The organism is Fructilactobacillus sanfranciscensis (assembly GCF_029023685.1).
In the GTDB taxonomy this organism is placed as follows: Bacteria; Bacillota; Bacilli; order Lactobacillales; family Lactobacillaceae; genus Fructilactobacillus; species Fructilactobacillus sanfranciscensis.
The window spans coordinates 617,173-638,163 of record NZ_CP118925.1; the positions used below are offsets into that span (position 1 = coordinate 617,173).

Annotated in this window: 18 protein-coding genes, 1 tRNA gene and 1 pseudogene; 16 read left to right on the forward strand and 4 right to left on the reverse strand. The window is 31.4% G+C overall.

The window, feature by feature from the left end; all coding sequences use genetic code 11:
• Positions 1–9 precede the first annotated feature (9 nt).
• The 4 genes and pseudogenes from PY770_RS03115 to PY770_RS03130 all read left to right on the forward strand — a co-directional run.
• Positions 10–1,239, forward strand: a pseudogene (locus PY770_RS03115) (amino acid permease); the annotation flags it as partial.
• Between the two features lie 389 nt (positions 1,240–1,628).
• The gene (locus tag PY770_RS03120; protein WP_014081876.1) at positions 1,629–1,874 is read left to right on the forward strand and encodes a hypothetical protein; all 246 of its coding nucleotides are present in this window, start codon (positions 1,629–1,631) and stop codon (positions 1,872–1,874) included.
• 141 nt (positions 1,875–2,015) lie between these two features.
• Positions 2,016–2,474 carry a MarR family winged helix-turn-helix transcriptional regulator gene (locus tag PY770_RS03125; protein ID WP_103428704.1) on the forward strand — a complete coding sequence of 153 codons (459 nt, stop codon included), beginning with the start codon at positions 2,016–2,018 and terminating at the stop codon, positions 2,472–2,474.
• 65 nt (positions 2,475–2,539) lie between these two features.
• Positions 2,540–4,066 carry a UDP-N-acetylmuramoyl-L-alanyl-D-glutamate--2,6-diaminopimelate ligase gene (locus tag PY770_RS03130; RefSeq protein ID WP_168848146.1) on the forward strand — a complete coding sequence of 509 codons (1,527 nt, stop codon included), beginning with the start codon at positions 2,540–2,542 and terminating at the stop codon, positions 4,064–4,066.
• Between the two features lie 38 nt (positions 4,067–4,104).
• Here PY770_RS03130 and PY770_RS03135 read toward each other — a convergent pair whose 3' ends face one another.
• The gene (locus PY770_RS03135) at positions 4,105–4,437 is read right to left on the reverse strand and encodes a YisL family protein (RefSeq protein ID WP_103428706.1); all 333 of its coding nucleotides are present in this window, start codon (positions 4,435–4,437) and stop codon (positions 4,105–4,107) included.
• 89 nt (positions 4,438–4,526) lie between these two features.
• On the opposite strand from PY770_RS03135, the gene PY770_RS03140 reads away from it, so the two are divergent.
• From PY770_RS03140 to PY770_RS03165, 6 genes are all read left to right on the forward strand, one after another.
• Positions 4,527–4,597, forward strand: a tRNA-Gly gene (locus tag PY770_RS03140).
• A gap of 222 nt (positions 4,598–4,819) precedes the next feature.
• On the forward strand, positions 4,820–6,511 hold the full coding sequence (gene argS / locus PY770_RS03145) for an arginine--tRNA ligase (protein ID WP_014081879.1): 1,692 nt from the start codon (positions 4,820–4,822) through the stop codon (positions 6,509–6,511).
• Between the two features lie 125 nt (positions 6,512–6,636).
• On the forward strand, positions 6,637–8,793 hold the full coding sequence (locus tag PY770_RS03150) for a transglycosylase domain-containing protein (protein WP_139554871.1): 2,157 nt from the start codon (positions 6,637–6,639) through the stop codon (positions 8,791–8,793).
• 53 nt (positions 8,794–8,846) lie between these two features.
• Positions 8,847–9,194: a YlbF family regulator gene (locus tag PY770_RS03155; RefSeq protein ID WP_014081881.1), complete on the forward strand. Its 348-nt coding sequence runs from the start codon at positions 8,847–8,849 to the stop codon at positions 9,192–9,194.
• 60 nt (positions 9,195–9,254) lie between these two features.
• Positions 9,255–10,487 carry a metallophosphoesterase family protein gene (locus PY770_RS03160; RefSeq protein ID WP_156843336.1) on the forward strand — a complete coding sequence of 411 codons (1,233 nt, stop codon included), beginning with the start codon at positions 9,255–9,257 and terminating at the stop codon, positions 10,485–10,487.
• Complete coding sequence (locus PY770_RS03165; protein WP_103428708.1) at positions 10,477–13,008, forward strand: ATP-binding protein; 2,532 nt, start codon at positions 10,477–10,479, stop codon at positions 13,006–13,008. Before PY770_RS03160 ends, PY770_RS03165 begins: the two co-directional genes overlap by 11 nt.
• A 44-nt stretch (positions 13,009–13,052) precedes the next feature.
• On the opposite strand, the gene PY770_RS03170 is transcribed toward PY770_RS03165, so the two are convergent.
• Both PY770_RS03170 and PY770_RS03175 read right to left on the reverse strand, forming a co-directional pair.
• Positions 13,053–13,940: a peptidylprolyl isomerase gene (locus PY770_RS03170; protein ID WP_275046078.1), complete on the reverse strand. Its 888-nt coding sequence runs from the start codon at positions 13,938–13,940 to the stop codon at positions 13,053–13,055.
• A gap of 124 nt (positions 13,941–14,064) precedes the next feature.
• Positions 14,065–14,496, reverse strand: a complete 432-nt coding sequence (locus tag PY770_RS03175; protein WP_041817695.1) for an HIT family protein — start codon at positions 14,494–14,496, stop codon at positions 14,065–14,067.
• Positions 14,497–14,601: 105 nt separating this feature from the next.
• Here PY770_RS03175 and PY770_RS03180 point away from each other — a divergent pair, with 105 nt between their 5' ends.
• Genes PY770_RS03180 through trmB form a run of 3 tightly spaced genes read left to right on the forward strand, consistent with a single transcriptional unit; the run spans position 14,602 to position 17,200 of the window.
• On the forward strand, positions 14,602–15,342 hold the full coding sequence (locus tag PY770_RS03180; RefSeq protein ID WP_103428710.1) for an ABC transporter ATP-binding protein: 741 nt from the start codon (positions 14,602–14,604) through the stop codon (positions 15,340–15,342).
• On the forward strand, positions 15,335–16,537 hold the full coding sequence (locus PY770_RS03185) for an ABC transporter permease (protein ID WP_163600897.1): 1,203 nt from the start codon (positions 15,335–15,337) through the stop codon (positions 16,535–16,537). Before PY770_RS03180 ends, PY770_RS03185 begins: the two co-directional genes overlap by 8 nt.
• A 21-nt stretch (positions 16,538–16,558) precedes the next feature.
• Positions 16,559–17,200, forward strand: a complete 642-nt coding sequence (gene trmB, locus PY770_RS03190) for a tRNA (guanosine(46)-N7)-methyltransferase TrmB (RefSeq protein WP_014081888.1) — start codon at positions 16,559–16,561, stop codon at positions 17,198–17,200.
• 12 nt (positions 17,201–17,212) lie between these two features.
• On the opposite strand, the gene PY770_RS03195 is transcribed toward trmB, so the two are convergent.
• Complete coding sequence (locus tag PY770_RS03195) at positions 17,213–17,527, reverse strand: hypothetical protein (protein ID WP_103428712.1); 315 nt, start codon at positions 17,525–17,527, stop codon at positions 17,213–17,215.
• A 65-nt stretch (positions 17,528–17,592) separates the two neighbouring features.
• Here PY770_RS03195 and PY770_RS03200 point away from each other — a divergent pair, with 65 nt between their 5' ends.
• From PY770_RS03200 to PY770_RS03210, 3 genes are read left to right on the forward strand one after another with little or no spacing between them, the layout of a single operon-like run.
• A complete protein-coding gene (locus tag PY770_RS03200) occupies positions 17,593–17,946 on the forward strand; it encodes a thioredoxin family protein (protein ID WP_014081890.1) in 354 nt (117 codons plus the stop codon).
• 17 nt (positions 17,947–17,963) lie between these two features.
• Positions 17,964–18,602, forward strand: a complete 639-nt coding sequence (ytpR, locus tag PY770_RS03205) for a YtpR family tRNA-binding protein (protein WP_103423339.1) — start codon at positions 17,964–17,966, stop codon at positions 18,600–18,602.
• A gap of 45 nt (positions 18,603–18,647) precedes the next feature.
• Complete coding sequence (locus tag PY770_RS03210) at positions 18,648–20,939, forward strand: DNA translocase FtsK (protein WP_103428713.1); 2,292 nt, start codon at positions 18,648–18,650, stop codon at positions 20,937–20,939.
• Positions 20,940–20,991: the final 52 nt, after the last annotated feature.

The window sequence follows — 20,991 nt, forward strand, 5'->3', positions numbered from 1 at the left end:
ACGGGTCTTTATCATTATGCTCAGGCAGGATTTGGCAAATTTGCTGCTTTCTTTGTTAGTTGGGGATATTGGATATGCCAATCATTTGCGATTGCAGCATATTCGGTTCTATTAATGTCTACACTTGATGCTTTTTGGCCAGGAATGTTCAAAGGCGGTAATAATTGGCTAGCAATCTTGGGTGGAACGATAGTTCTCTGGACTATGACATTTTTGATTTTAAAAGGTATCAGAACGACAAGTAAAGTTGATCTAATCGGCACTTTTTGTATGTTATTAATCATTGCAACCTTTATAATTGCAATGATTGTAGCATTCAATTGGCATGTCTTTGTCACTAATCCAATGGCATCAAATAATCTTTCCAAAATTCATGATCGTGATTTGGGTGGATTATTCCATCAAATAAAAAGCTCAATGCTTACCACTCTCTGGGTTTTTTCCGGAGTAGAAAGTGCCGTTGTCCTTTCTGGAAGTGCCAAAAGTCAAAAATCAGTGCGAAGGGCTACTCGTGATGGATTTATTCTGTGCTTAGTTTTATATGCTTTAGTTTCAATTTTACCATTAGGAATAGCTAGTTATGGTCAGCTATCGCATATCCTCAGTCCTTCAACTGCTATTTTGCTGGAATACGTATTAGGACCAATTGGCCGATTAATTATTACTTTTGGAGTAATTGTAGCTGTTTTGGCAAGTTGGCTAAGTTGGATTTTATTGTTATCTGAAATGCCTAGGGCAGCATCAGAAGATAGAACTTTTCCTATGTTTTTTCAAAAAATTGGTAAACATAATGTTCCAAAATCATCATTAATTATGACGGTTATCGTAATTCAAACCATAATTATTATGACTCATTTTGCAGGGCGTGCTTTTGATACAACTTTAACTATTGTTGCAACAATGACTATTCCACCATATTTAATTTCAATGCTTTATTTAGCTAAAATTAGTATGAAAGAAGAGACCTTTAACCCAGATAAAAATGCAATTAATGTATCAAGGTATGCAGCATTATTTATTGCAATTTTAGCAATCATTGGAACTTTGTTTATGGGATATACTGCTGGAATTAAGTACTTAACAATTGTTTTTGTAATTTATGCAATTGGAATCCCGGTTTTTATGTATGCCCGAAAGGAATATAATCCTAATCAGCAAATCTTTAATGCTTGGGAAAAAGTTTTTGCAATTCTAATTGTTTTAATTGCAATTGTAGGACTGCTAATTTTAATTAAATAAACGATTGACACCATTTAACTTATCATTTATAGTACAAATTAATAAAAAAAGCGAAGCGTAGAAAAGTATTTTTTAATTTTGTTTCAGAGAGTCTCTGGTGGTGAAAAGAGATAACAATTTTTTAATGAAAGTAGTCTACAAGTTGCAAAGGCGAATTTGAGTTTTTGCTGGCCGTGCCCATTACCGCATTTAAGTATAAAAATTATACTTTTTGAGCCGATTAGAAGTAATTGGGAAAATAGGTGGTAACATGTGTAAAACGTCCTTGGTTAATTAACCAAGGACGTTTTTTTGTATCAGCTAAAAAGTAATTTTAGACTTAGTGAGTTAGTATTTGTGAGAATACTAAAAATAATGGGGGAAATACAATTATGTAGGAATTATTTACTATGAAAGAATTTACAACTGATGGTGCAAAACTTGAAAAGAAATTAGAAGAAGTTTTAAATTATCCCCGTGTCCAAGAAGAATTATTAAATTCTGAAGGTCACAAAGATAACAGTAGTGTGGAACACGAATTGATGAATTTTGCAAAAAATGAAACTAAAAAAACTGACATGTATAAAGTAGAATTAAAACAAGGTCGTTTTGATATTTACAACGAAACTGCACACAGTCGAGTATTTTTTGAATAATAATAAAGAAGTCCTGTCTCTCAAGACAGGACTTTTTAAATTTCAACAATCGTTTTATTGCTATAGACAGTTGTTAAATCATAGTTTATTATATAAATAACTAAGTTGTACATAACTAACTATTGATTGGAGTAATGTATTATGGCAGAAATTAGGCAAATAGATGGAAAATTATGTTTTGGCATCTATAATGCAAATAAAAAATTTAATCGATTTTATCAACATGTTTTGGGGAATTATGGGCTAACGTATCCTCAGTATGCGGTTATGCTCGTTCTTTGGAAACATACGCCAATTACAGTCCGTGAATTAGGATCTTACGTAGATCTTGATAGTGGGACACTTACTCCGCTATTAAAAAGACTTCAAAAAAATGGGTGGGTAATTAAATCACGTTCAACCAAAGATGAGCGTGTAGTTAATATTAATATCACTGATTATGCCAAAAAAATGGAACAAGAAATTTATGCACATGTTAATCAGTGTTTTGATATTTTGGGTTTGACTAGAAGTCAAATTGATGAAGCTCTAGAAGTTATCAACGTTGTAAGTGATCAACTTGATAATGTCGACATTCATAAAATAACTTCAGTTGATTAACAAAAATAAGTTTTGCTAGAATTAAACTGCTAATAAAATAAATAATTAAAAATGAGGTAAAAGAATTGTCCTTAAATATTGATGAAATTAAGACTATTTTACTGGAACATAATTTGCTAAAAAACCAGCATATTACAAAAAGTACTAGTTTTGATTACGTAAGTTATAATTCTCGTGATATTAAAAGTAATACTTTGTTTTTTTGTAAAGGAAACTATAAGCCAGAATTTGTTACGAGTGCTAAAAATGCAGGTGCTACTGGTGTTGTTGCTGAAAAACATTTAACACAAAGCGAAGGAATGACAGAGTTCATAGTTTCTGACATTCAAAAAGCAATGTCAATATTATCAGCTGCGTTTTTTGCATTTCCGCAAGATGAAATGAATACAATAGCAATTACTGGAACGAAAGGCAAGACAACGACTGCATATTTCATTTATGATGGAATTAAGCAAGCAACTAATCAAAAAACAGCACTTTTTTCAACGGTTAATACTGTTTTAGGTCCAAACGAAATTTTTAAATCTCATTTAACAACACCTGAATCATTAGATTTATTTAAAAATATGCGAAAAGCCGTTGATAATGGAATGAAGAATTTAGTTATGGAAGTATCTTCGCAAGCATATTTGAAAAATCGAGTTTACGGTTTGAAATTTGACGTGGGATCTTTTCTTAACATTTCACCAGATCATGTTGGTGAGAATGAACATCCAACTTTTGCTAATTATCTTCATTGTAAAGAGCAATTATTGGTAAATTCAAATAAAGTTATTTTAAATGCTGAGACTGCAGATTTTGAAGATGTTTATTATGCTGCTAAAGCCACTACCAATCCAGAAGATATTTATTTATTTGCTAGAAATGGTGGGGACGTTTCTTTGCCAGTTGATTTAGATTTTGTTTTTGAAAGTCATGAAGATACTTTAAATGATAGTAAAATCTCTTTAATCGCACTTAGTGAAAAAGCTAAATCACTTGGAGTTGAAGGTGATTATACAATTGGGATTCCTGGTGATTATAATGAATCAAATGCAACTGATGCAATTATTTCAGCAGGTTTAGTGGGATTCAAACGAGATCAATTATTTGAAGGCATTAAAAATACAAGAATTCCAGGGCGAATGGAAATGTATCGTAGCCATAATCATGGAGTTGTATATGTGGACTATGCACATAATTATGCTAGTACTAAAGCTTTATTAAATTTTTTGAAACGTCAAAGTCATCACGGAAAGGTTTCTGTTGTAGTTGGTAGTCCTGGTAACAAAGGAATTGATCGTCGTGAAGGATTTGGTAAGGCTTTAAGTGAAGAGGCAAACGTTGCTTATTTAACAATGGATGACCCAGCATTTGAAGATCCGATGAAAATTGCGAGTGAAATAGATGCACATATTAATCATGACAATGTGAAAGTGATTTTCGAAATGGATCGAGAAAAGGCAATTAAAGATGCTATTTTAAATAGTAGCCCTGAAGATATAAGTGTAATCCTTGGTAAAGGGCAAGATCCTTATCAAAAAATTAATGGAGTAGATACACCATATCCAACCGACTCAAAAGTTGTTCGCGATTTGTTGGAAACTTTATAGCAAATAAAAAAACACGTCAATTAAATGACGTGTTTTTGTTAAATTAAAAATAAGCAAAAAATAGAGATTATAATACTAATAATTGTAATCCAAATCAGATAAGGCTTAAAATTACCTTGAATCTTACGTTGATAAGAAATATCAATGAAAGAAATTGCGATAACTGTTGCGAAAAAACTCAAAGTATCAATTACTGGATTAGTTTTAAAGTTTCGGAGGATTAGCATAATATCTCCAACTAAAACGATTAAATATATAATTCTGGTATAAAGCATAATTTTAATGATTGTTTTATCTTGCTTGACGTACATTCCAACCAAAAATGGGATGATTAGTAATGCCCAAAGAAACATCATAATATTAACTAACATAACAAACCTCCGTTATTAATTTATTATAACATCTCATTCTTAATTTTAATGACAATGATTATCAAAGATGGTATAATCTATAACGTATTGCGGGCGTAGTTTAGTGGTAAAATTTAAGCTTCCCAAGCTTACGTCGCGGGTTCGATTCCCGTCGCCCGCTTTTGTGATTTGCCAAAGATGAAAGAATAGTAATTTAAGTGAATTTTACAGCGAGTCTAGGATGATGTGAGCTAGATAAAGTCCTTAAGTGAATTCGTACTTTTTAGGCAATTTAAATTAATAATTAAAGTGGGTATTATCCAAATAGAGTGGTACCGCGGGTTAATCTCGTCTCTTACATTTTTTAATGTAGGGGTCTTTTTATTTAGAAGGAGTGAATTACATGGATTACAAACAAATTGTAGCGGATGCTGTATCAAGTGTGGTAGATGGTAAAGTATCTACTAATGATATTTATGCAAAAATTGAAAAACCTAAAACATCAGCAAATGGTGACCTTTCTTTCCCAGCATTTATTTTGTCAAAGGAATTACACAAATCACCTCAAGTAATTGCACAAGAAATCGTTGATAATATCAATGGTGAATCTTTTGAAAAAGTCGTTGCAGCAGGACCATATGTTAACTTCTTCCTTGATAAGGGTAAAGTAAGCCATCAGGTAATTGAAACAGTTTTGACTGAAGAAGAACATTTTGGTGATAACCATCAAGGTGAAGATCGAGTAGTTACTATTGATATGTCTTCTCCTAACATTGCTAAACCAATGTCAATGGGTCATTTACGTTCAACTGTTATTGGAAATTCAATTGCTAAAATCCTTACAAAAAATGGCTATAAACCAATTAAAGATAATCATTTAGGTGATTGGGGAACTCAGTTTGGTAAATTAATTACAGCTTATCTTAAATGGGGAAGTGAAGAAGATGTTAAACGTGATCCTATTCACTACTTAGTTCAATATTACATTCGTTTTCATAAAGAAGATGAAATCCATCCAGAGTATGATGAAGAAGCACGAGAATGGTTTAAGAAACTCGAAGATGGTGATCCAGAGGCGGTTCATTTATGGAAATGGTTCCGTGAAGTTTCTTTAGAAGCATTCAACCGAACGTATAAAAAACTTGGAGTAGAATTTGATACTTACAATGGGGAATCATTTTACAATGAAAAGTTACAAGATGTTGTAGACACTTTAAAAAAAGATGGATTACTTGAAAAATCACAGGGTGCATCAGTAGTTGATTTGAGCGATGAAAATCTTAATCCTGCTTTAATCCTAAAAACTGATGGTGCTTCATTATATGTAACTCGTGATATTGCCACAGCAATTTATCGTGATGAAACTTATCATCCTGTAATGAATCTTTATGTAGTTGGTTCTGAACAAACTTATTACTTTAAACAACTCAAGGCAGTTTTAAAGAAAATGGGGTTAGACTCCGCAGCTGGATTGCATCATATTCCATTTGGGTTAATTACAGTTAACGGTAAAAAATTATCAACCCGTCATGGTAATATTGTATTACTTAACGAAGTTTTAGATGAATCCGTTAAGATGGCAAAGCAACAAATTGTTGAAAAAAATCCAGACCTTAAAGATAAAGATAGAGTTGCTGAAGAAGTTGGGGTTGGTGCAATTGTCTTTGGTGATTTGAAGAATTCTAGAATTGATAGTATTGACTTCAATCTACAAGAACAGTTGAAATTTGAAGGAGAAACAGGTCCTTATGTTCAATACGCTCATGCTAGAGCACAAAGTATTCTTCGAAAAGCTAAATCAGACTATATTAATTCAGATAATTATGCTTTAACTAATGAAGACGCTTGGGAAGTAATTAAATTAATTCAAGCATTCCCTGAAATTGTAAAGCGAGCTAATGCAGAATTTGAACCTTCTGTGGTTGCTAAGTATTCTTTAAAATTAGCAAAAGCCTTCAACAAATATTACGCACACACTAAAATTTTGGTTGAAGATGATGAATTAAATGCTCGTTTAGCATTAGTAAAAAGTGTCTCAATTATTCTAAAAGAATCATTGAGATTATTAGGTGTTAAGGCTCCTAACGAAATGTAATAATCGTTTAAAAAACTTATAACAGCAGGTTAATGATAACTGTGGTTATAAGTTTTTTGTTATTCATGTTATTTTTATTCTTTATGATAAAATGAAAATAAGTTTATTCCTAGGAGAAATAATTAATGGATAAAGAAAAAATCATAAGTTCCTTAAAACAAGGAATGAGTATTTTATGGAATTTTGTTAGAAAATACTTTTTAATTTTTTGGAGAGTTTTAAAAAGATATTGGAAAAGGTATCAAATTACAAAATGGATAATTGCAATTGTCTTATTCATTATGCTAATTTCTTCAATTTACTTAACGATTATTGCGAAAACTTCACATGTTAAAAATTTACAATCTAACTTATCTAGATCGACAGTGATTTATGACCAAAGTGGAAAAAAAGCAGGGAAATTATACGCACAGAAAGGGACATACGTCTCCAGTAATAATATTTCACCTAATATTAGGAATGCTATTATTGCTACCGAAGATCGTAATTTTTATCATGAACATGGATTTTCAGTTAAGGGTTATGCGCGAGCAATTTTATTAGCCCTTAAAAACAGGATTTTGCATGATAATCAAATAAGTAGTGGTGGTAGTACGATTTCCCAACAACTAGCTAAAAATACTTTCTTATCACAACAACAAACTTTATCTAGAAAGTTTAAAGAGTTATTTATTTCAATTGAAATTGAAAATATTTATTCCAAAAAACAAATTATTACGATGTATATGAATAATTCTTACTTCGGTAATGGGGTTTATGGTGTGCAAGATGCATCTCGTAAATATTTTGGGATGGATGCAAAAGATTTACCAGTTCAAGATGCGGCAACTTTGGCAGGAATGTTACAAAATCCAAGTAATAATCCAATCGATCATCCAGAGGCAGCGAAAGCACGAAGAAATGTTGTTTTAGCGTTAATGGGAGAAACTGGCAAGATTCCAGAAAATCAAGTTAAACTTTATCAAAGCAAGCCAATGGAAGTCCGTGATGATTTAGATGATCAAAATGGATATAAATATCCATACTATTTTGATGCTGTTATTGATGAAACCATTAATCAATACGGCTTATCAGAAAAACAAATTATGAATGATGGCTATAAGATTTATACAACTTTGAATCAGCAGCAACAACAAAGTTTTCAAAGTGAATTTAAAGATTCATCATTGTTTCCGGGTAATGGTGCGGATGGTCAGAAAGTACAAGCCGCTTCAATTGCAGTCAATCCCAAAAATGGTGGTGTTCAAGCTGTTGTTGGTGGACGTGGGGATACAGTTTTTCGGGGATATAATCGTGCTACAGATATGCGTCGTCAGCCTGGATCGGCATTAAAACCAATTTCGGTTTATACACCAGCATTGGAAAATGGATTTTCATACGATTCAATGCTCAATAATAAACTACAATCATATGGTAAAAATAACTATACTCCGCAAAACTTTTCTCAAACGTATTCAGGCAAAGTTCCAATGTTTAAGGCTGTTGCACAAAGCTTAAATGCTCCTGCAGTTTGGACTTTGAATAAAATTGGAGTAGATAAGGGTTATGATTCTGTACAAAGTTTTGGATTACCCGTGACTAAGAAGGACAAAAATCTTTCGTTAGCTTTAGGTGGTTTAACAACAGGTGTTTCGCCTCAACAGATGGCCGGTGCTTATACAGCGTTTGCTAATCAAGGTAAATTATCCCACCCTTTCTACATTACAAAAATCGTTGATTCAACTGGTAAAACGATTGCTAGTCATGATACAAAAACTTCACAAATTATTTCAGCAGACACGGCTCGTGAAATGACAAGTATGTTAATTGATGTCTTTAAACCAGGTGGAACAAGTGCTAGTGGAAAGCCAAGTGGTTATGAGGTTGCTGGTAAGACAGGGACTACGGAAGATGATTCTAGTGGTGATAATCGTGCTGTAAGAGATTGGTGGGTAATTGGATATACTCCTGATGTAGTAGTTGCTAGTTGGGAAGGTTTTGACAATGCCAATTCAGATAATCATTTAGAGATTTCTAGTGGAAGTAATAGTATTAATACATTATTTAAGAATCAAATGGAAGATATCTTACCTTATACTGAGCAAAATCAATTTAAAGTCAAAGATGCGGCAACAAGATATGCGCAAAAGCAACAGCAACAAGATGAATCATATTTAGGAGATGATGATTCTAGTAATAATACTGTTGATGGAATTAAAGATAAACTTGGTCAAGTATCACAAAAGGCATCTGAAGTTGCTCATAATTTAGTTGATGGAGTTAAGAACTTTTTAGGTCAATAATTCTATAATTGTGTTATGCTATAAGTATATTAACTAATAGGAGATTTTTAATTATGTCAGATAACAAAATTTTGGAACAAGCAAAGAAAATGCAAGAAACTGTTTTAGAATCAGAAGAATTCACTAATTTAAAGAATGCTATGGATGCTTTAAAGGCTGAAAAAGATTCTTACAAAGTATTTACTGATTTCCAAGCAAGCCAAAATGATTTAAGACAAAAACAAATGTCTGGTCAAGAAATTACACCAGATGATATGAAATATGCTCGTGAACTTGCTGATAAAATGAACAAGCTTCCTGCAATCAAATTATTAATGGAACGTGAAAAAGCTATGGGTAAGTTAATTGACGATGCTAACATGGTTATTACTGAACCATTACGTAAATTATACCAAGCTTAATTTTTTGCAATTAGAGAAGCACTTTTTAGTGCTTCTTTTTTTATACTTAGGGGAAGAAAAATGAAATTTATTCATACAGCTGATTTACATTTAGATACACCATTTGATGGAATCAAAAATGATCTTGAAACGCCAACTTCTCTTTGGCAAACTCTAAAAAATGCACCTTATAAGTCTTTTCAAAAGATTATTGATCAAGCAATCAATCAAAAAATTGATTTTATGTTAATTGCTGGGGATGTATTTGATAGTAAAAATCAAAGCGTTAAAGCACTTAGTTTTTTTATTGAACAAATTAATCGATTGAATGATGCACAAATTCCAGTTTTACTTTCATTTGGGAATCATGACTTTCAACCTGATCAAGGGAAACACTTTGATTTCCCCGCTAATGTTTTTATTTTTCCCAAAGAAGTTACAACCCATGAATTAACTTTACATGATGGAAAGCGGGTGGCAGTTACTAGTTTTAGTTACCCAAGCCAAGCTGTAACAACTGATTTAGTTCAAGATTTTCCTTTAAAGGGGAATGCTGACTACCAGATTGGAATGGTTCATGGCGAAATTGGAAAAGATGGTAAGGATAATTATGCACCATTTACGATTTCAGAAATGAAGAGTAAAGGTTATGATTATTGGGCCCTTGGACATATTCATAAACGAAGTGAATTGAATCAGGTTCCAATGATTGAATATCCAGGTGATATTCAAGGTCGTCATAAAAATGAAGTTGGCGAAAAAGGTTATCTGCTCGTTGATGATCAAAATGGTCATTTAAATAAAACATTTGTGCCTACTTCTACCATTATCTTTAGTCCAATGACAATTAAAGTTGATGAAAACATGGATATTACCATGGTTGTTAATAAAATTTTAATAACCCTTAAAGATCAAGACTTTACTGAATTGCATTTGATTAATTTAACTTTAGAATCCCAAACTGGTGAATTTTCTGAGGATGTTAGTCAAAGGAATGGTCATGATTTCTTGATTAGTAATTTGCAACGCGAATTATCTTCTCAATACGAAATTTTAAATGCTTGGATTTATGAAATAAAGTTAAAGTCAAACAGCAAAAAAGAATTTAGCAATTTAGATCAAGTCTTTTGGAATCAAGCCAAAGTAGAAGTTTTTTCTAAAGAAAATATTGCTGATTTAGCTGGGAAATTATTTGTTGATGATTTTATCAGAAATGAATTTAATAGCGATGAATCAGCTAATGGTTTAATGCAAAAAAGTGAAGAGCTGATTAAATCTGAAATGAAAGGAGTTGATACTGATCATGCAGATTAATAAAATTGAAATTTTTGGGTATGGAAAACTAAGTCATCAAGTTTTTGAATTTAATCAATTTCAAGCAATTTTGGGTGCCAATGAGGCCGGTAAAACGACGATAATTAATTTTATCAAAGATATGTTATTTGGATTTACTAAACGTAAAGCCACACATCCCTATGCACCTAAAGATAAGAGTGAAATGGGGGGACGCCTTCATATTACTGTTGATGATACTGCGTACATAATTGAACGTGTCGAAGGAAAAAATGGTGGTAATCTAAAAATAACTGACCTGAATGAAACAGAGATGCCACCAGAGCTATTAAAACGATTATTAGGACCAATTAATCGTGAGACTTTTGATAATTTATTTTATTTTGGTTCGCCTAATTTAGCAGAAGTTGGAAAACTCAGTAAAGATGATTTAGAAACAAGGATTCGTCAAGTTGGGGTAATTGGGATTGAACAATGGTTGGAATTGAAAAAATCCATTGAAAAAGCTGCCGATGAATTATATAAGCAGCGTGGTAAAAAGCCAAAATTAAATAAAGCATTGATTGAATATCAAGAAAGCAAAGAAAAATTAAGTGAGGCTCAGCAATCCTATGATGAATATTTAAATTTAAATCATCAATATCAAGAACTTCTGCAAAAAAAGCAAGAACTTAAAATACAAAGAGAACATACTTTTGAACAACTTCGAACCGTTCAAGCAGATGAACAAAATTGGAATAATTACGTTGCATTAGATAAAAATAAAAAGGAACAAATTGAATTATTACCGGGATTCACCACTAGTGATTTGAGTGAATTTAAGGAATTAGTTAATCAGATTGACTTTTTAAAAGCAAAAATTAGAGATTTACAAGGATTAATTGAACAACAGCAAGAAAAAAGTTTAAAACCTTCAGCAGAGTACAATTTGTATTTAGCAAATCAATCCAAATTTGATGATTTGTATCTGCAACTAGATACTCAAATGAAGAATGAACGCGATTATGAAAATCTGAAACGTGATTTACGAAGACAAGAACAAGATTTGGAATTAGATAATGAAGCTGCGGGCGGAAATGATAGTCTTGAGTTTAATGATGATGATCAAACCAAAATTAACCAGTTACTCGAAGAAAAACAAGCTTTGAAAACGAAAAAGACATTTTCCAAAACTCCAATTGCTGATGATAAACCAAATCATACTTGGAAATTATTAATGACAATCGGATTAGGACTAGTGGTGCTTGGATTTGTAGTCGGGGGAATTGGATTATTTACTTTATTATTAGTTGGTCTTGTTCTAGTAGGATTTGGTTTTTACCTTAAATCGCAACCAAAATCAATGGTTAATCAGGAGCAAACCGTAGACTATGATGATCAAATCAATAAAATTAATCAACAACTATCCCAAATTGCCGAGGATCATCAAATTAAAAATGATCATCCAGAGACTTGGACGACGGTGCTACAAACTTCAATAAAAAAAAGAAATCAACATCGACAACAGGTGGAATCACTGAAGCAAGATTTACACAATGACCATGAAAAAATTGTTAGTTATCTTAATAGTTGGAGTTTGCCAAACTTAAATAATCAAACGTTTAGTCAGTCCTTAAATCAAATCAATCAATTCATGCTTAATATTCATGAAATGAAAAATAAAATCAAAATTCAACAAGAAAAACGAACTGAAAAATTAAACGAAATTTCTGATTATCAAAAACAAATTGAAAAAATTGAACAAGCTCAACAAGATTTCTTAAAGAAACGAAATGTTTCAAGTTTTACAGAGTTTGATCAACAATATCAAATTCAACAAGTGGGACAAAAACGGAAAGAACAGATTCAAAATTTACAAAATTCAATAAGTAGTCAAATGATTGAACGGCTCCAACAATATAAAAATTTTGATGATTTGAAACAAAAACTAAATAAGTTAGAGCGTGTTGATCGAGAAAATTCCGAAAGTTTAACTAATATTTCGGAAAAAATAAGTTCGGTAAAAATTACAATTGATAGTTTAGCTAAAAATGGAACTTATGATGAATTACGTCAAGATCTTGCTATTCAAAAGACAGAAATTAATGATTTGGTTTCAAAATGGCTAACTTTGAAGTTAACAGATGAGTGGATTGAAAAGGTATTGAATTTAGCCAGTCATGGTAGATTCCCACAAGTTCAAGCTTTGGCACAAAAATACTTTAATATGCTCACTAATCATCACTACGTTTCCGTAGAGTATGGTAAAAAAATTAAAGTAAAGACTGAAACAGGAACTAAGTTTGACGTGAAAGAATTATCTAAGGGAACCATGCAACAACTTTATCTTGCACTTATTTTTGCATTAACAATGTCGTTTAGTGATGAGTATCCAATGCCAATTATCATTGATGATGGATTTGTTGATTTTGATCATGTTCGAACCAATGCTGCAATTGAATTAATGAAAGAAATATCTAATACAACTCAGGTTATTTACTTTACATCAGATGATCGAATTGAAAAACAAGTAAAATCAGAAGATTTACTTAAATTAAGCTAAAAAAATAGACGATTACAATTGTAATCGTCTATTTTAGTTTTTAATTAGCTTTTTGGAGCATCAACATATCCTGAAAGAATGTTACTTAGACTCTTATCTTCAATGTGAACATCGCCATCTTTTAAGACTTTAGAAACAACATTGTGAAGAGTAGTGCTGTTATTCATTCTTGAAGTAGCAAGTTGGTCTTTAAGTTCAGATTTGTGATCTTTCCAACTACCTTTAGAAGGGTGTTTAACCATTTCAATGACTTCATAACCAGCGCCAGTTTTAACTGGTTCAGTTGTATATTGACCATTTTTAAGTGAAAAGGCAGCTTTCTTAACTTTTGAATCAACACTAGTACTTGTATTATCAAAAGGAGGAAGTAGACCACCTTTATTTTTCGTAGTATCGTCAGTAGAATACTTTTTAGCTAAAGTATCAAACTTCTTACCATTTTGTAATTCTGAAATTACAGTTTGAGCAGTATCTTTGTCTTTAACAGGGATTGCTTTAACAGTAACTTTAGGTTCGTAGCTCTTGAATTGTTTTTGTAAATCTTTATCAGTAAAACTAGTCTTAGCTAATACTGCTTGTTTCAATAATAGGTTATCTCTGATTGAACCCTTTAGTTGGCTCTCAGTCATGCCTTGTTGTTGTAACATAGCACTAAATTCGGATCCATATTGACTCTTGTATTGTTTTAATTGATTATTAACTTCAGATTTTTTAACTTTGTCTCCATATTTATGTTCTAGAACCTTGTTTAAAATCATTTGTTGAAGTTCTTGTTTACCTTGTTGGGTTTGTTTCATCTTGTTGTAGTATTGTTCTTGCGTGATTTTACCACCATTTGTAGTAACAACAGTTTTATCGTTTTGACCACAAGCAACAAGTGATAAACTCATTAAAATTCCAGCAGCACCAACTGCCCATTTTTTCTTATTCATTAATACACGTCCATTCCTTAAATAAATTATTTATCTTGTAGTTAATAAACTAGTCAATAACCCTAATATAACACAAGTAAATATTCATGCTTATATTGATTAAAAAATTTAATCATATTTTAATCTACTTAATTTGGTCTTTAATGGCGTCTTGTATTGCAGTGTACTTAGCATTGTCATAGTCATTTTCATGATTTCCAAAATGAATAGAAAAATCATCATTTTCAGAATAACGAGGAATTAAGTGGAAGTGTGCGTGAAAAACTGATTGATAAGCAAGTTTCCCATTATCATTAATGATATTCATACCTTTAATTTCTGGGTTGGATGCTTTGATTGCTTTTGCAATCATTGGAATTCTGGAAAAAACATCTCCAGCTTCTTCAGCCGTGAAATGATAAATATCTTGAATGTGTTTCTTAGGAATTACTAAGGTGTGTCCTGGTGTAGTTTGTGAAATATCTAAAAAAGCAAGAACAACATCATCTTCATATACTTTATAGTTTGGAATTTCTCCAGCTACAATTTTACAAAAAATACAATCTTTATCAGTCATTATAATTCTCCTTTTTGTTGATTATACACTATAATATGGCGTAATTAGAAAAGTTAATCTTGTGATATAATTAAGAAAACATTCCATTCAGAAAAGAGAGTTTAAATGAGTTTAAAAGTTAATAAATTAACTGGGGGATATTCAAGTATTCCAGTTTTAAAGAATGAGACTTTTGATGTTAAAGATGGCGAACTTGTTTCATTAATTGGACTTAACGGATCAGGGAAGTCAACAACCATTAATCATATTATGGGCTTAATGACACCTTTTTCTGGAACAATTACAGTTAATGGAATACAAATTACGGATAATATTGAAAAATATAAACAACAGATTGCTTATATACCTGAAATGCCAATTCTATACAATGAATTAACTTTGCGGGAACATATTGAGACAACTATTATGGCATATAATCTTGATTCAGACGATGCCTGGAAACGTGCACAAAAATTATTAAAGATTTTTCGATTGGATAATAAACTTGACTGGTTTCCTTCTAACTTTTCCAAAGGAATGCGGCAAAAAGTAATGATTGTTTGTGCTTTTATCACAGATGCCAAATTATTTGTGATCGACGAACCATTTCTTGGATTAGACCCGCTAGCAGTTAATGATTTACTACAACTAATTAATGAAAAGAAACACGAAGGTGCTAGTATTTTGATGTCAACGCATGTACTTGATACGGCTGAAAAATACTGTGATCGCTTTGTTTTGATTAATGATGGAAGCGTTAGTTATGAAGGTAGCATGAATGAAATTAAACAACATTTTAACGATTTGGGCCATTCTTTAAATGAAATTTATCTTGCTTTGGCAAAAAAGGATGATAATCATGAATAATTTCTTTAAACATCGATTAGGTTTACATTTTAAAGAAATGACACGGTATTTAAAATATGTTTTTAATGATTTTTTTGTAATTGCTTTAATGTTTTTCATTGGGGCACTAGGATTAGTTTATTCTAACTTTTTAAAAGAAGTCGTTGGGGGACTTTGGTGGGAAAAAGTTGTTATAATCTTAGTTTTAGTAATTGCTTTACAAATTTGTGGTATGGCTACCTTAATAAAACAGCCTGATAAAGTTTTTATTGCACCAAAAGAATATGAGTTTGGATCGTATTTAAAGTCTTCGTTTTACTATAGTTTAACTTTGGCATTTTTATTTGAAGCTTTAGTTGTTTTTATTTTGATGCCCTTTGTAAATATTAGTTTGCATTGGAATGGAATTCAAATAATTGAGTTGTTTTGTTTAATTTTAATTTTAAAATGGTTAATTCTTAAAAATAATTGGGCAAATTTTTATTTAGATTTTCCTAAATCAATTTTTGAAAAAGTAATTGTTAATTTAATTATCCCCGCTATCGTTTTAATCGTGATATTATACGTTAATCTGTCTGTTGGGATTGCACTTGCACTGTCTTTTTCAATCTTGTTACAATTAGCACTTAATCGATTAGCTAATTTACTTGATTGGAAATATTTAATTGATAATGAAGAGCGACGGATGGCAAATATTTATCGTTTTTTCAGTCTATTTCAAGATGTTCCAGAAGTTAAACCGAAAGTTAAACGGAGAAGGTGGGCAAGTCCACTGCTTAAATCAGTAAAAACTATTCACAACAATACCTTTACTAAGCTATATCTATTAACGTTTATTCGCGACGGGGAGATTAGTTCCTTGTACTTTAGATTGATAATCATTGGATTTTTGGTGATTGTTTTTGTGAAAAATAATGTATTAAGTTTATGTATTTATGATTTGTTTATTTACTTAGTTGGATTCCAGTTAATTCCTTTTTATAAGATATTTGACGATAATGTTTTTGTGCATATTTATCCAATAAGTGAAAAAACGCGAATGGATAATTTTAGAATCGTAGTTAGAACTATGTTATCAATCGAGATTTTAGTATTAACAATCGGAATGTTAATCAGTGGAACATCAATTCAATTTATTGGTTTTGCCCTAATTGTTGGTTTATTCGAGATTTACTGTTTAACTGGTCCTTACCTCAAAAGTAAATTTGAAAATTAAAAATGAAATGGAGTTTTTATAATGAGAGTTAGAAAAAAGAAGTGGGCTGTTCCATACATGGAAGCACACCCAGAGTACTTGATCACGGAACCAGAAAAATTGATTGGTAAGTGGGAATCAAGATTTAAAAAATCACAACCCATTCATGTTGAAGTTGGTTCTGGTAAAGGTCAATTTATTATTGGTATGGCAAAAAAGCATCCCGAAATTAATTATATTGGAATTGATTTACAAGATTCTGTGTTAGCTATGGCTGTGCAAAAAGCAGTCGAAGGTGAATTAGATAATGTTCAATTAATTTTAACGGATGGAGCAAATGTTGACACCTTTTTTGAAAAGGGAGAAGTTTCAAAAGTTTATCTTAATTTTTCTGATCCATGGCCAAAGAGTCGACATGAAAAACGTCGTTTAACTTATAAGACATTCCTTAAAAGTTATGAGAATATTCTACCTGATAATTCTGAACTAGAATTTAAAACTGATAATCGCGGATTGTTTGAATATTCATTAGTTAGTTTAAACAATTATGGGATGAAATTTGAAATGGTAAGTCTTGATCTTCATCATAGCGATGAAGAAACAATTGCAGAAAACGTTGAAACAGAATACGAAGAAAAATTCAAACAAAAAGGCCCAATCTATAAGATTGTAGCCAAATTTTAAAAATAAATTTAATTATTCAAATGAAGAATTGATAATTTTGAAACTATAAGTTTCATTATTTTCGGGGTTGAAAATAAATGTGTAAGAATCCACTACGGCATCGTCATTTTCGATGTTTACCCCGCAAGCATATTCCAATCCTTGATCATTATTGAAGTCAATCCAGTATCCCTTGATATTTTCTTTTCCAAAGCGTTGACTTAAAGATTTAGTTAACGCTTGGCGAATATTATCTTGTTTTGTTTCTTTTCGCTTTTTTGTGATTAGATAAGCTGACGTTCCAACTAATGATAAAATTGCAGGGATAAATAATTTTTTCTTTGGCATTGAACTGATTTCCTTTCAGTTTGATTAATTAGATTTATTATATAACAATTTAATTTTTATGAACGATAAAATTAGAAAGAAGAGATGTAACTATGGAAGAATTAGCTGTAATCAATGAAAAAGAGCTTAAAAATAAGTTAGCAAAAGGCAGATACATTTTGTTTTTCACTGCTGATTGGTGTCCTGATTGTAATTTTATCAAGCCGGCAATGCCAGAAATTATTAAAGAATTCCCTGAATTTACCTTCATTAAGGTTGATAGAGATGATAATATTGATTTATGTAAAGATTTAGACGTTTTTGGAATTCCAAGTTTTGTTGCGTTTAGTAATGGAAAAGAAATTGGACGTTTAGTTAACAAAGATCGTAAGAGTAAAGAAGAAGTAGAAAATTTTATTAAATCTTTACCAACAGAATAAAAATAGGAGCTTTTAATATGATGATTACAAGTTACAATTTCAAACAAATTGGTGATGTTTTAATCGCTGTCTTAGGACAAGATAAAGGGATTCAAACTAGCAAAAAAAATGGTAATATTGTTGCGCTTAAAAACGAAGATGGAAAAATAATTGGGTATAACATTTTTAATGTTAGTTCAATTACTCCAGAAATTAAAAATCAAAATGGACAGGTTATTTTATCTGATAATCAAATCGATAAATTAAATGAAGCAATTGTTTCAGCCGGATTTGACACTAAATTACCTAGTAAAGTCTCACCTAAATTTGTGGTTGGATTCGTTAAATCAATGAAAGAACATCCTAAATCAAGCCATTTGTACATCACTGAAACAGAAGTTGAAGATGGAAAGACCCTTCAAATTGTAAGTAGCTCACCTAATATGCAAGAAGGCATCAAAGTGGTTGTTGCTGAAGTTGGTGCCATGATGCCAAATGGTTTGATTATTTGGCCAAGTGAATTAAAAGATGTAGAAAGTGATGGAATGATTTGTTCTGGTAGAGAACTTAAAATTCCTAATGCTCCTGATCGTCCTGGGGCACTAATTTTACCTGATTCATATAAAATCGGTGAACCCTTTGATTTTGATAAAGCAAAAACACTTTTCGACGAATAGAATCTATTCGTTTTTTTATACATAAATAAAGTTAAGGTGAAAAATATGGATCGTTATGATGGGCCAGCTTTTTTCAGAAAATATTTTAAAGGTGAAAATCTCTTTAAAAACAACAAAGCTGGTCAAGTTACTCCTAAGTCAATTAACTATAAAGGTAGAGATAACGAAAATAAAATTAAAATAAAATCGAACCAAGCAAAGAAATATTTCATTAAATCAAAGAATGCTGAATCGAGATCTAGCTTAGTTGAACAGACTAAGTCTTTTCAGCCTGAAAACCATTTTTCGACAGAAAAAGTTTTTAATCGATGGACTAATAAGTTTACTGATCGCTATAGACGGGCGATTGAAAATTTAGAAAATATGCAAGATTTAATTTTGCTTGCGAAAGATGATGATAAATCAGTTTTAATACCTAAAATCGATTTAAATAAAAACAATGATCTTTTAAGTCAAAAAAAGGTAACAACTTCTCAAGAAGTTTCTAATTCCTCTAATGCTGATTTAATTGAAGAAAATGAAAATAATGAATTATCCAGAAAATATGATTTGTCTTCTAAAAATGAACAAAAACAGCTGGAAGAAAATTATGAAAACAAAAATGAAAACACTGTGGATAACTCACTACAACATAAGCAAAAACATAATAACAATAAGGGATTGGGTCATTCTCTTAGTGATATATTGAAAGATGAATCAGGATTGGCTGACAATTTACCTTTGTTTAATAATAGTGAACAAAAAGTAGTTGATTCAACTGATAATAAAAAATTCAATAATTCTAATACAAATAATTCAAAAATAGATAATCGCGAATTAACGAAAAATGAAAATATTCAAGATCCAGCAAAAAATTTACAGATGAGTGATGGTAATGGTTATTTTATTACTCAATCAAAATCAACAAAATTTAATAATATTAATTATTTGTACCCTAATGATAATTTATTAGTTTCCCCAGTTGACGATGTTGATTCCGATATGGATGATTGGATTACAGAACAAGCAATTACATTAGACAATACTTTACAAGCTTTTCATGTTAAGGGACATGTAGTTGATTGGACTAATGGTCCCACGGTTACACAATTTCAAGTTAAGTTGGATTTGGGTGTAAAAGTCAGTAAAGTTACCAATTTAACAGATGATTTAAAAATGGCTTTAGCAGCCAAAGATATTCGAATTGAAGCCCCAATTCCTGGGAAATCAACAGTTGGAATTGAAATTCCTAATCGCCATCCTCGTCCAGTTATGTTGTCAGAAATACTTGAAGCACCTAAATTCAAAAATAATGATTCTGTTACTGAGGTTGCGATGGGGGTCGATATTGAAGGAAACCCAGTTGTGGCTGACCTAAATAAAATGCCACATGCCTTAATTGCTGGGGCAACTGGTTCTGGGAAAAGTGTTTTTATCAATAGTTTGTTGTTGTCATTGCTTTATCACGCTTCTCCAAGTGATTTGCGGATGATTTTAATTGATCCAAAGGCTGTAGAATTAGCGCCGTACAATGAAATTCCTCACCTTATTTCACCGGTTATTTCCGATCCAAAGGAAGCTTCTGCAGCATTGAAGTGGGTAACAAATGAAATGGATAATCGCTATGATAGATTAGCAGCGGCGGGAGTTCGTAATATTGAACAATATAATAAAAAGGCTCATGAAACTGATAGAGACCAAGATAAATTACCATATATTTTAGTTGTCATTGATGAATTAGCTGATTTGATGATGGTTGCTTCTAGTGAAGTACAAGATTATATTGTTCGAATTACTCAAAAAGCACGTGCTGCTGGAATTCATTTAATTGTTGCTACTCAACGTCCAAGTGTTGATATTGTAACTGGAACAATTAAGAATAATATTCCTACACGAATTGCTTTTATGGTTTCTAGTCAAATAGATTCAAGAACAATTATTGATCAAGCTGGTGCCGAACGTTTGTTAGGGAAGGGTGACATGCTTTATCAAGCCAATGGCGCTAATAAACCCGAACGTCTACAAGGGGCATTTGTTACCAATAAAGAAGTTGAAAAAGTAACTAATTTTGTTCGAAACCAAGGAACAGTTCATTATGATTTTGATCCCAAGTCACTTTTAAAGAGTGTTGATCAGGCGGCAAAACATGATGAAATTTGGAAAAGAGTGTTAGAATACATTGCTGAAGAAGATAATGTTTCTACTTCTAAGTTACAACGAGTATTTTCCATTGGATACAATCGAGCGGCAACCATTATTGATGATTTGGAAAAAAATAATTTCATTTCAGGACAACATGGTTCAAAGCCACGTGATGTTTATTTAACGGAAGATGATTTTCATAAATTAAATGTCTAATTATCAAAAACAATAAATGGTATGATATTTACTAGTAAAGAAAATAAAAGGA

Bases quoted from the DNA above. Each gene is read 5' to 3' on its own strand.
- PY770_RS03120 (WP_014081876.1), top strand. From the start codon at position 1,629: ATGAAAGAATTTACAACTGATGGTGCAAAACTTGAAAAGAAATTAGAA.
- PY770_RS03125 (WP_103428704.1), top strand. From the start codon at position 2,016: ATGGCAGAAATTAGGCAAATAGATGGAAAATTATGTTTTGGCATCTAT.
- PY770_RS03135 (WP_103428706.1), bottom strand. From the start codon at position 4,437: ATGTTAGTTAATATTATGATGTTTCTTTGGGCATTACTAATCATCCCA.
- argS (WP_014081879.1), top strand. From the start codon at position 4,820: ATGGATTACAAACAAATTGTAGCGGATGCTGTATCAAGTGTGGTAGAT.
- PY770_RS03150 (WP_139554871.1), top strand. From the start codon at position 6,637: ATGGATAAAGAAAAAATCATAAGTTCCTTAAAACAAGGAATGAGTATT.
- PY770_RS03155 (WP_014081881.1), top strand. From the start codon at position 8,847: ATGTCAGATAACAAAATTTTGGAACAAGCAAAGAAAATGCAAGAAACT.
- PY770_RS03160 (WP_156843336.1), top strand. From the start codon at position 9,255: ATGAAATTTATTCATACAGCTGATTTACATTTAGATACACCATTTGAT.
- PY770_RS03165 (WP_103428708.1), top strand. From the start codon at position 10,477: ATGCAGATTAATAAAATTGAAATTTTTGGGTATGGAAAACTAAGTCAT.
- PY770_RS03170 (WP_275046078.1), bottom strand. From the start codon at position 13,940: ATGAATAAGAAAAAATGGGCAGTTGGTGCTGCTGGAATTTTAATGAGT.
- PY770_RS03175 (WP_041817695.1), bottom strand. From the start codon at position 14,496: ATGACTGATAAAGATTGTATTTTTTGTAAAATTGTAGCTGGAGAAATT.
- PY770_RS03180 (WP_103428710.1), top strand. From the start codon at position 14,602: ATGAGTTTAAAAGTTAATAAATTAACTGGGGGATATTCAAGTATTCCA.
- PY770_RS03185 (WP_163600897.1), top strand. From the start codon at position 15,335: ATGAATAATTTCTTTAAACATCGATTAGGTTTACATTTTAAAGAAATG.
- trmB (WP_014081888.1), top strand. From the start codon at position 16,559: ATGAGAGTTAGAAAAAAGAAGTGGGCTGTTCCATACATGGAAGCACAC.
- PY770_RS03195 (WP_103428712.1), bottom strand. From the start codon at position 17,527: ATGCCAAAGAAAAAATTATTTATCCCTGCAATTTTATCATTAGTTGGA.
- ytpR (WP_103423339.1), top strand. From the start codon at position 17,964: ATGATGATTACAAGTTACAATTTCAAACAAATTGGTGATGTTTTAATC.
- PY770_RS03210 (WP_103428713.1), top strand. From the start codon at position 18,648: ATGGATCGTTATGATGGGCCAGCTTTTTTCAGAAAATATTTTAAAGGT.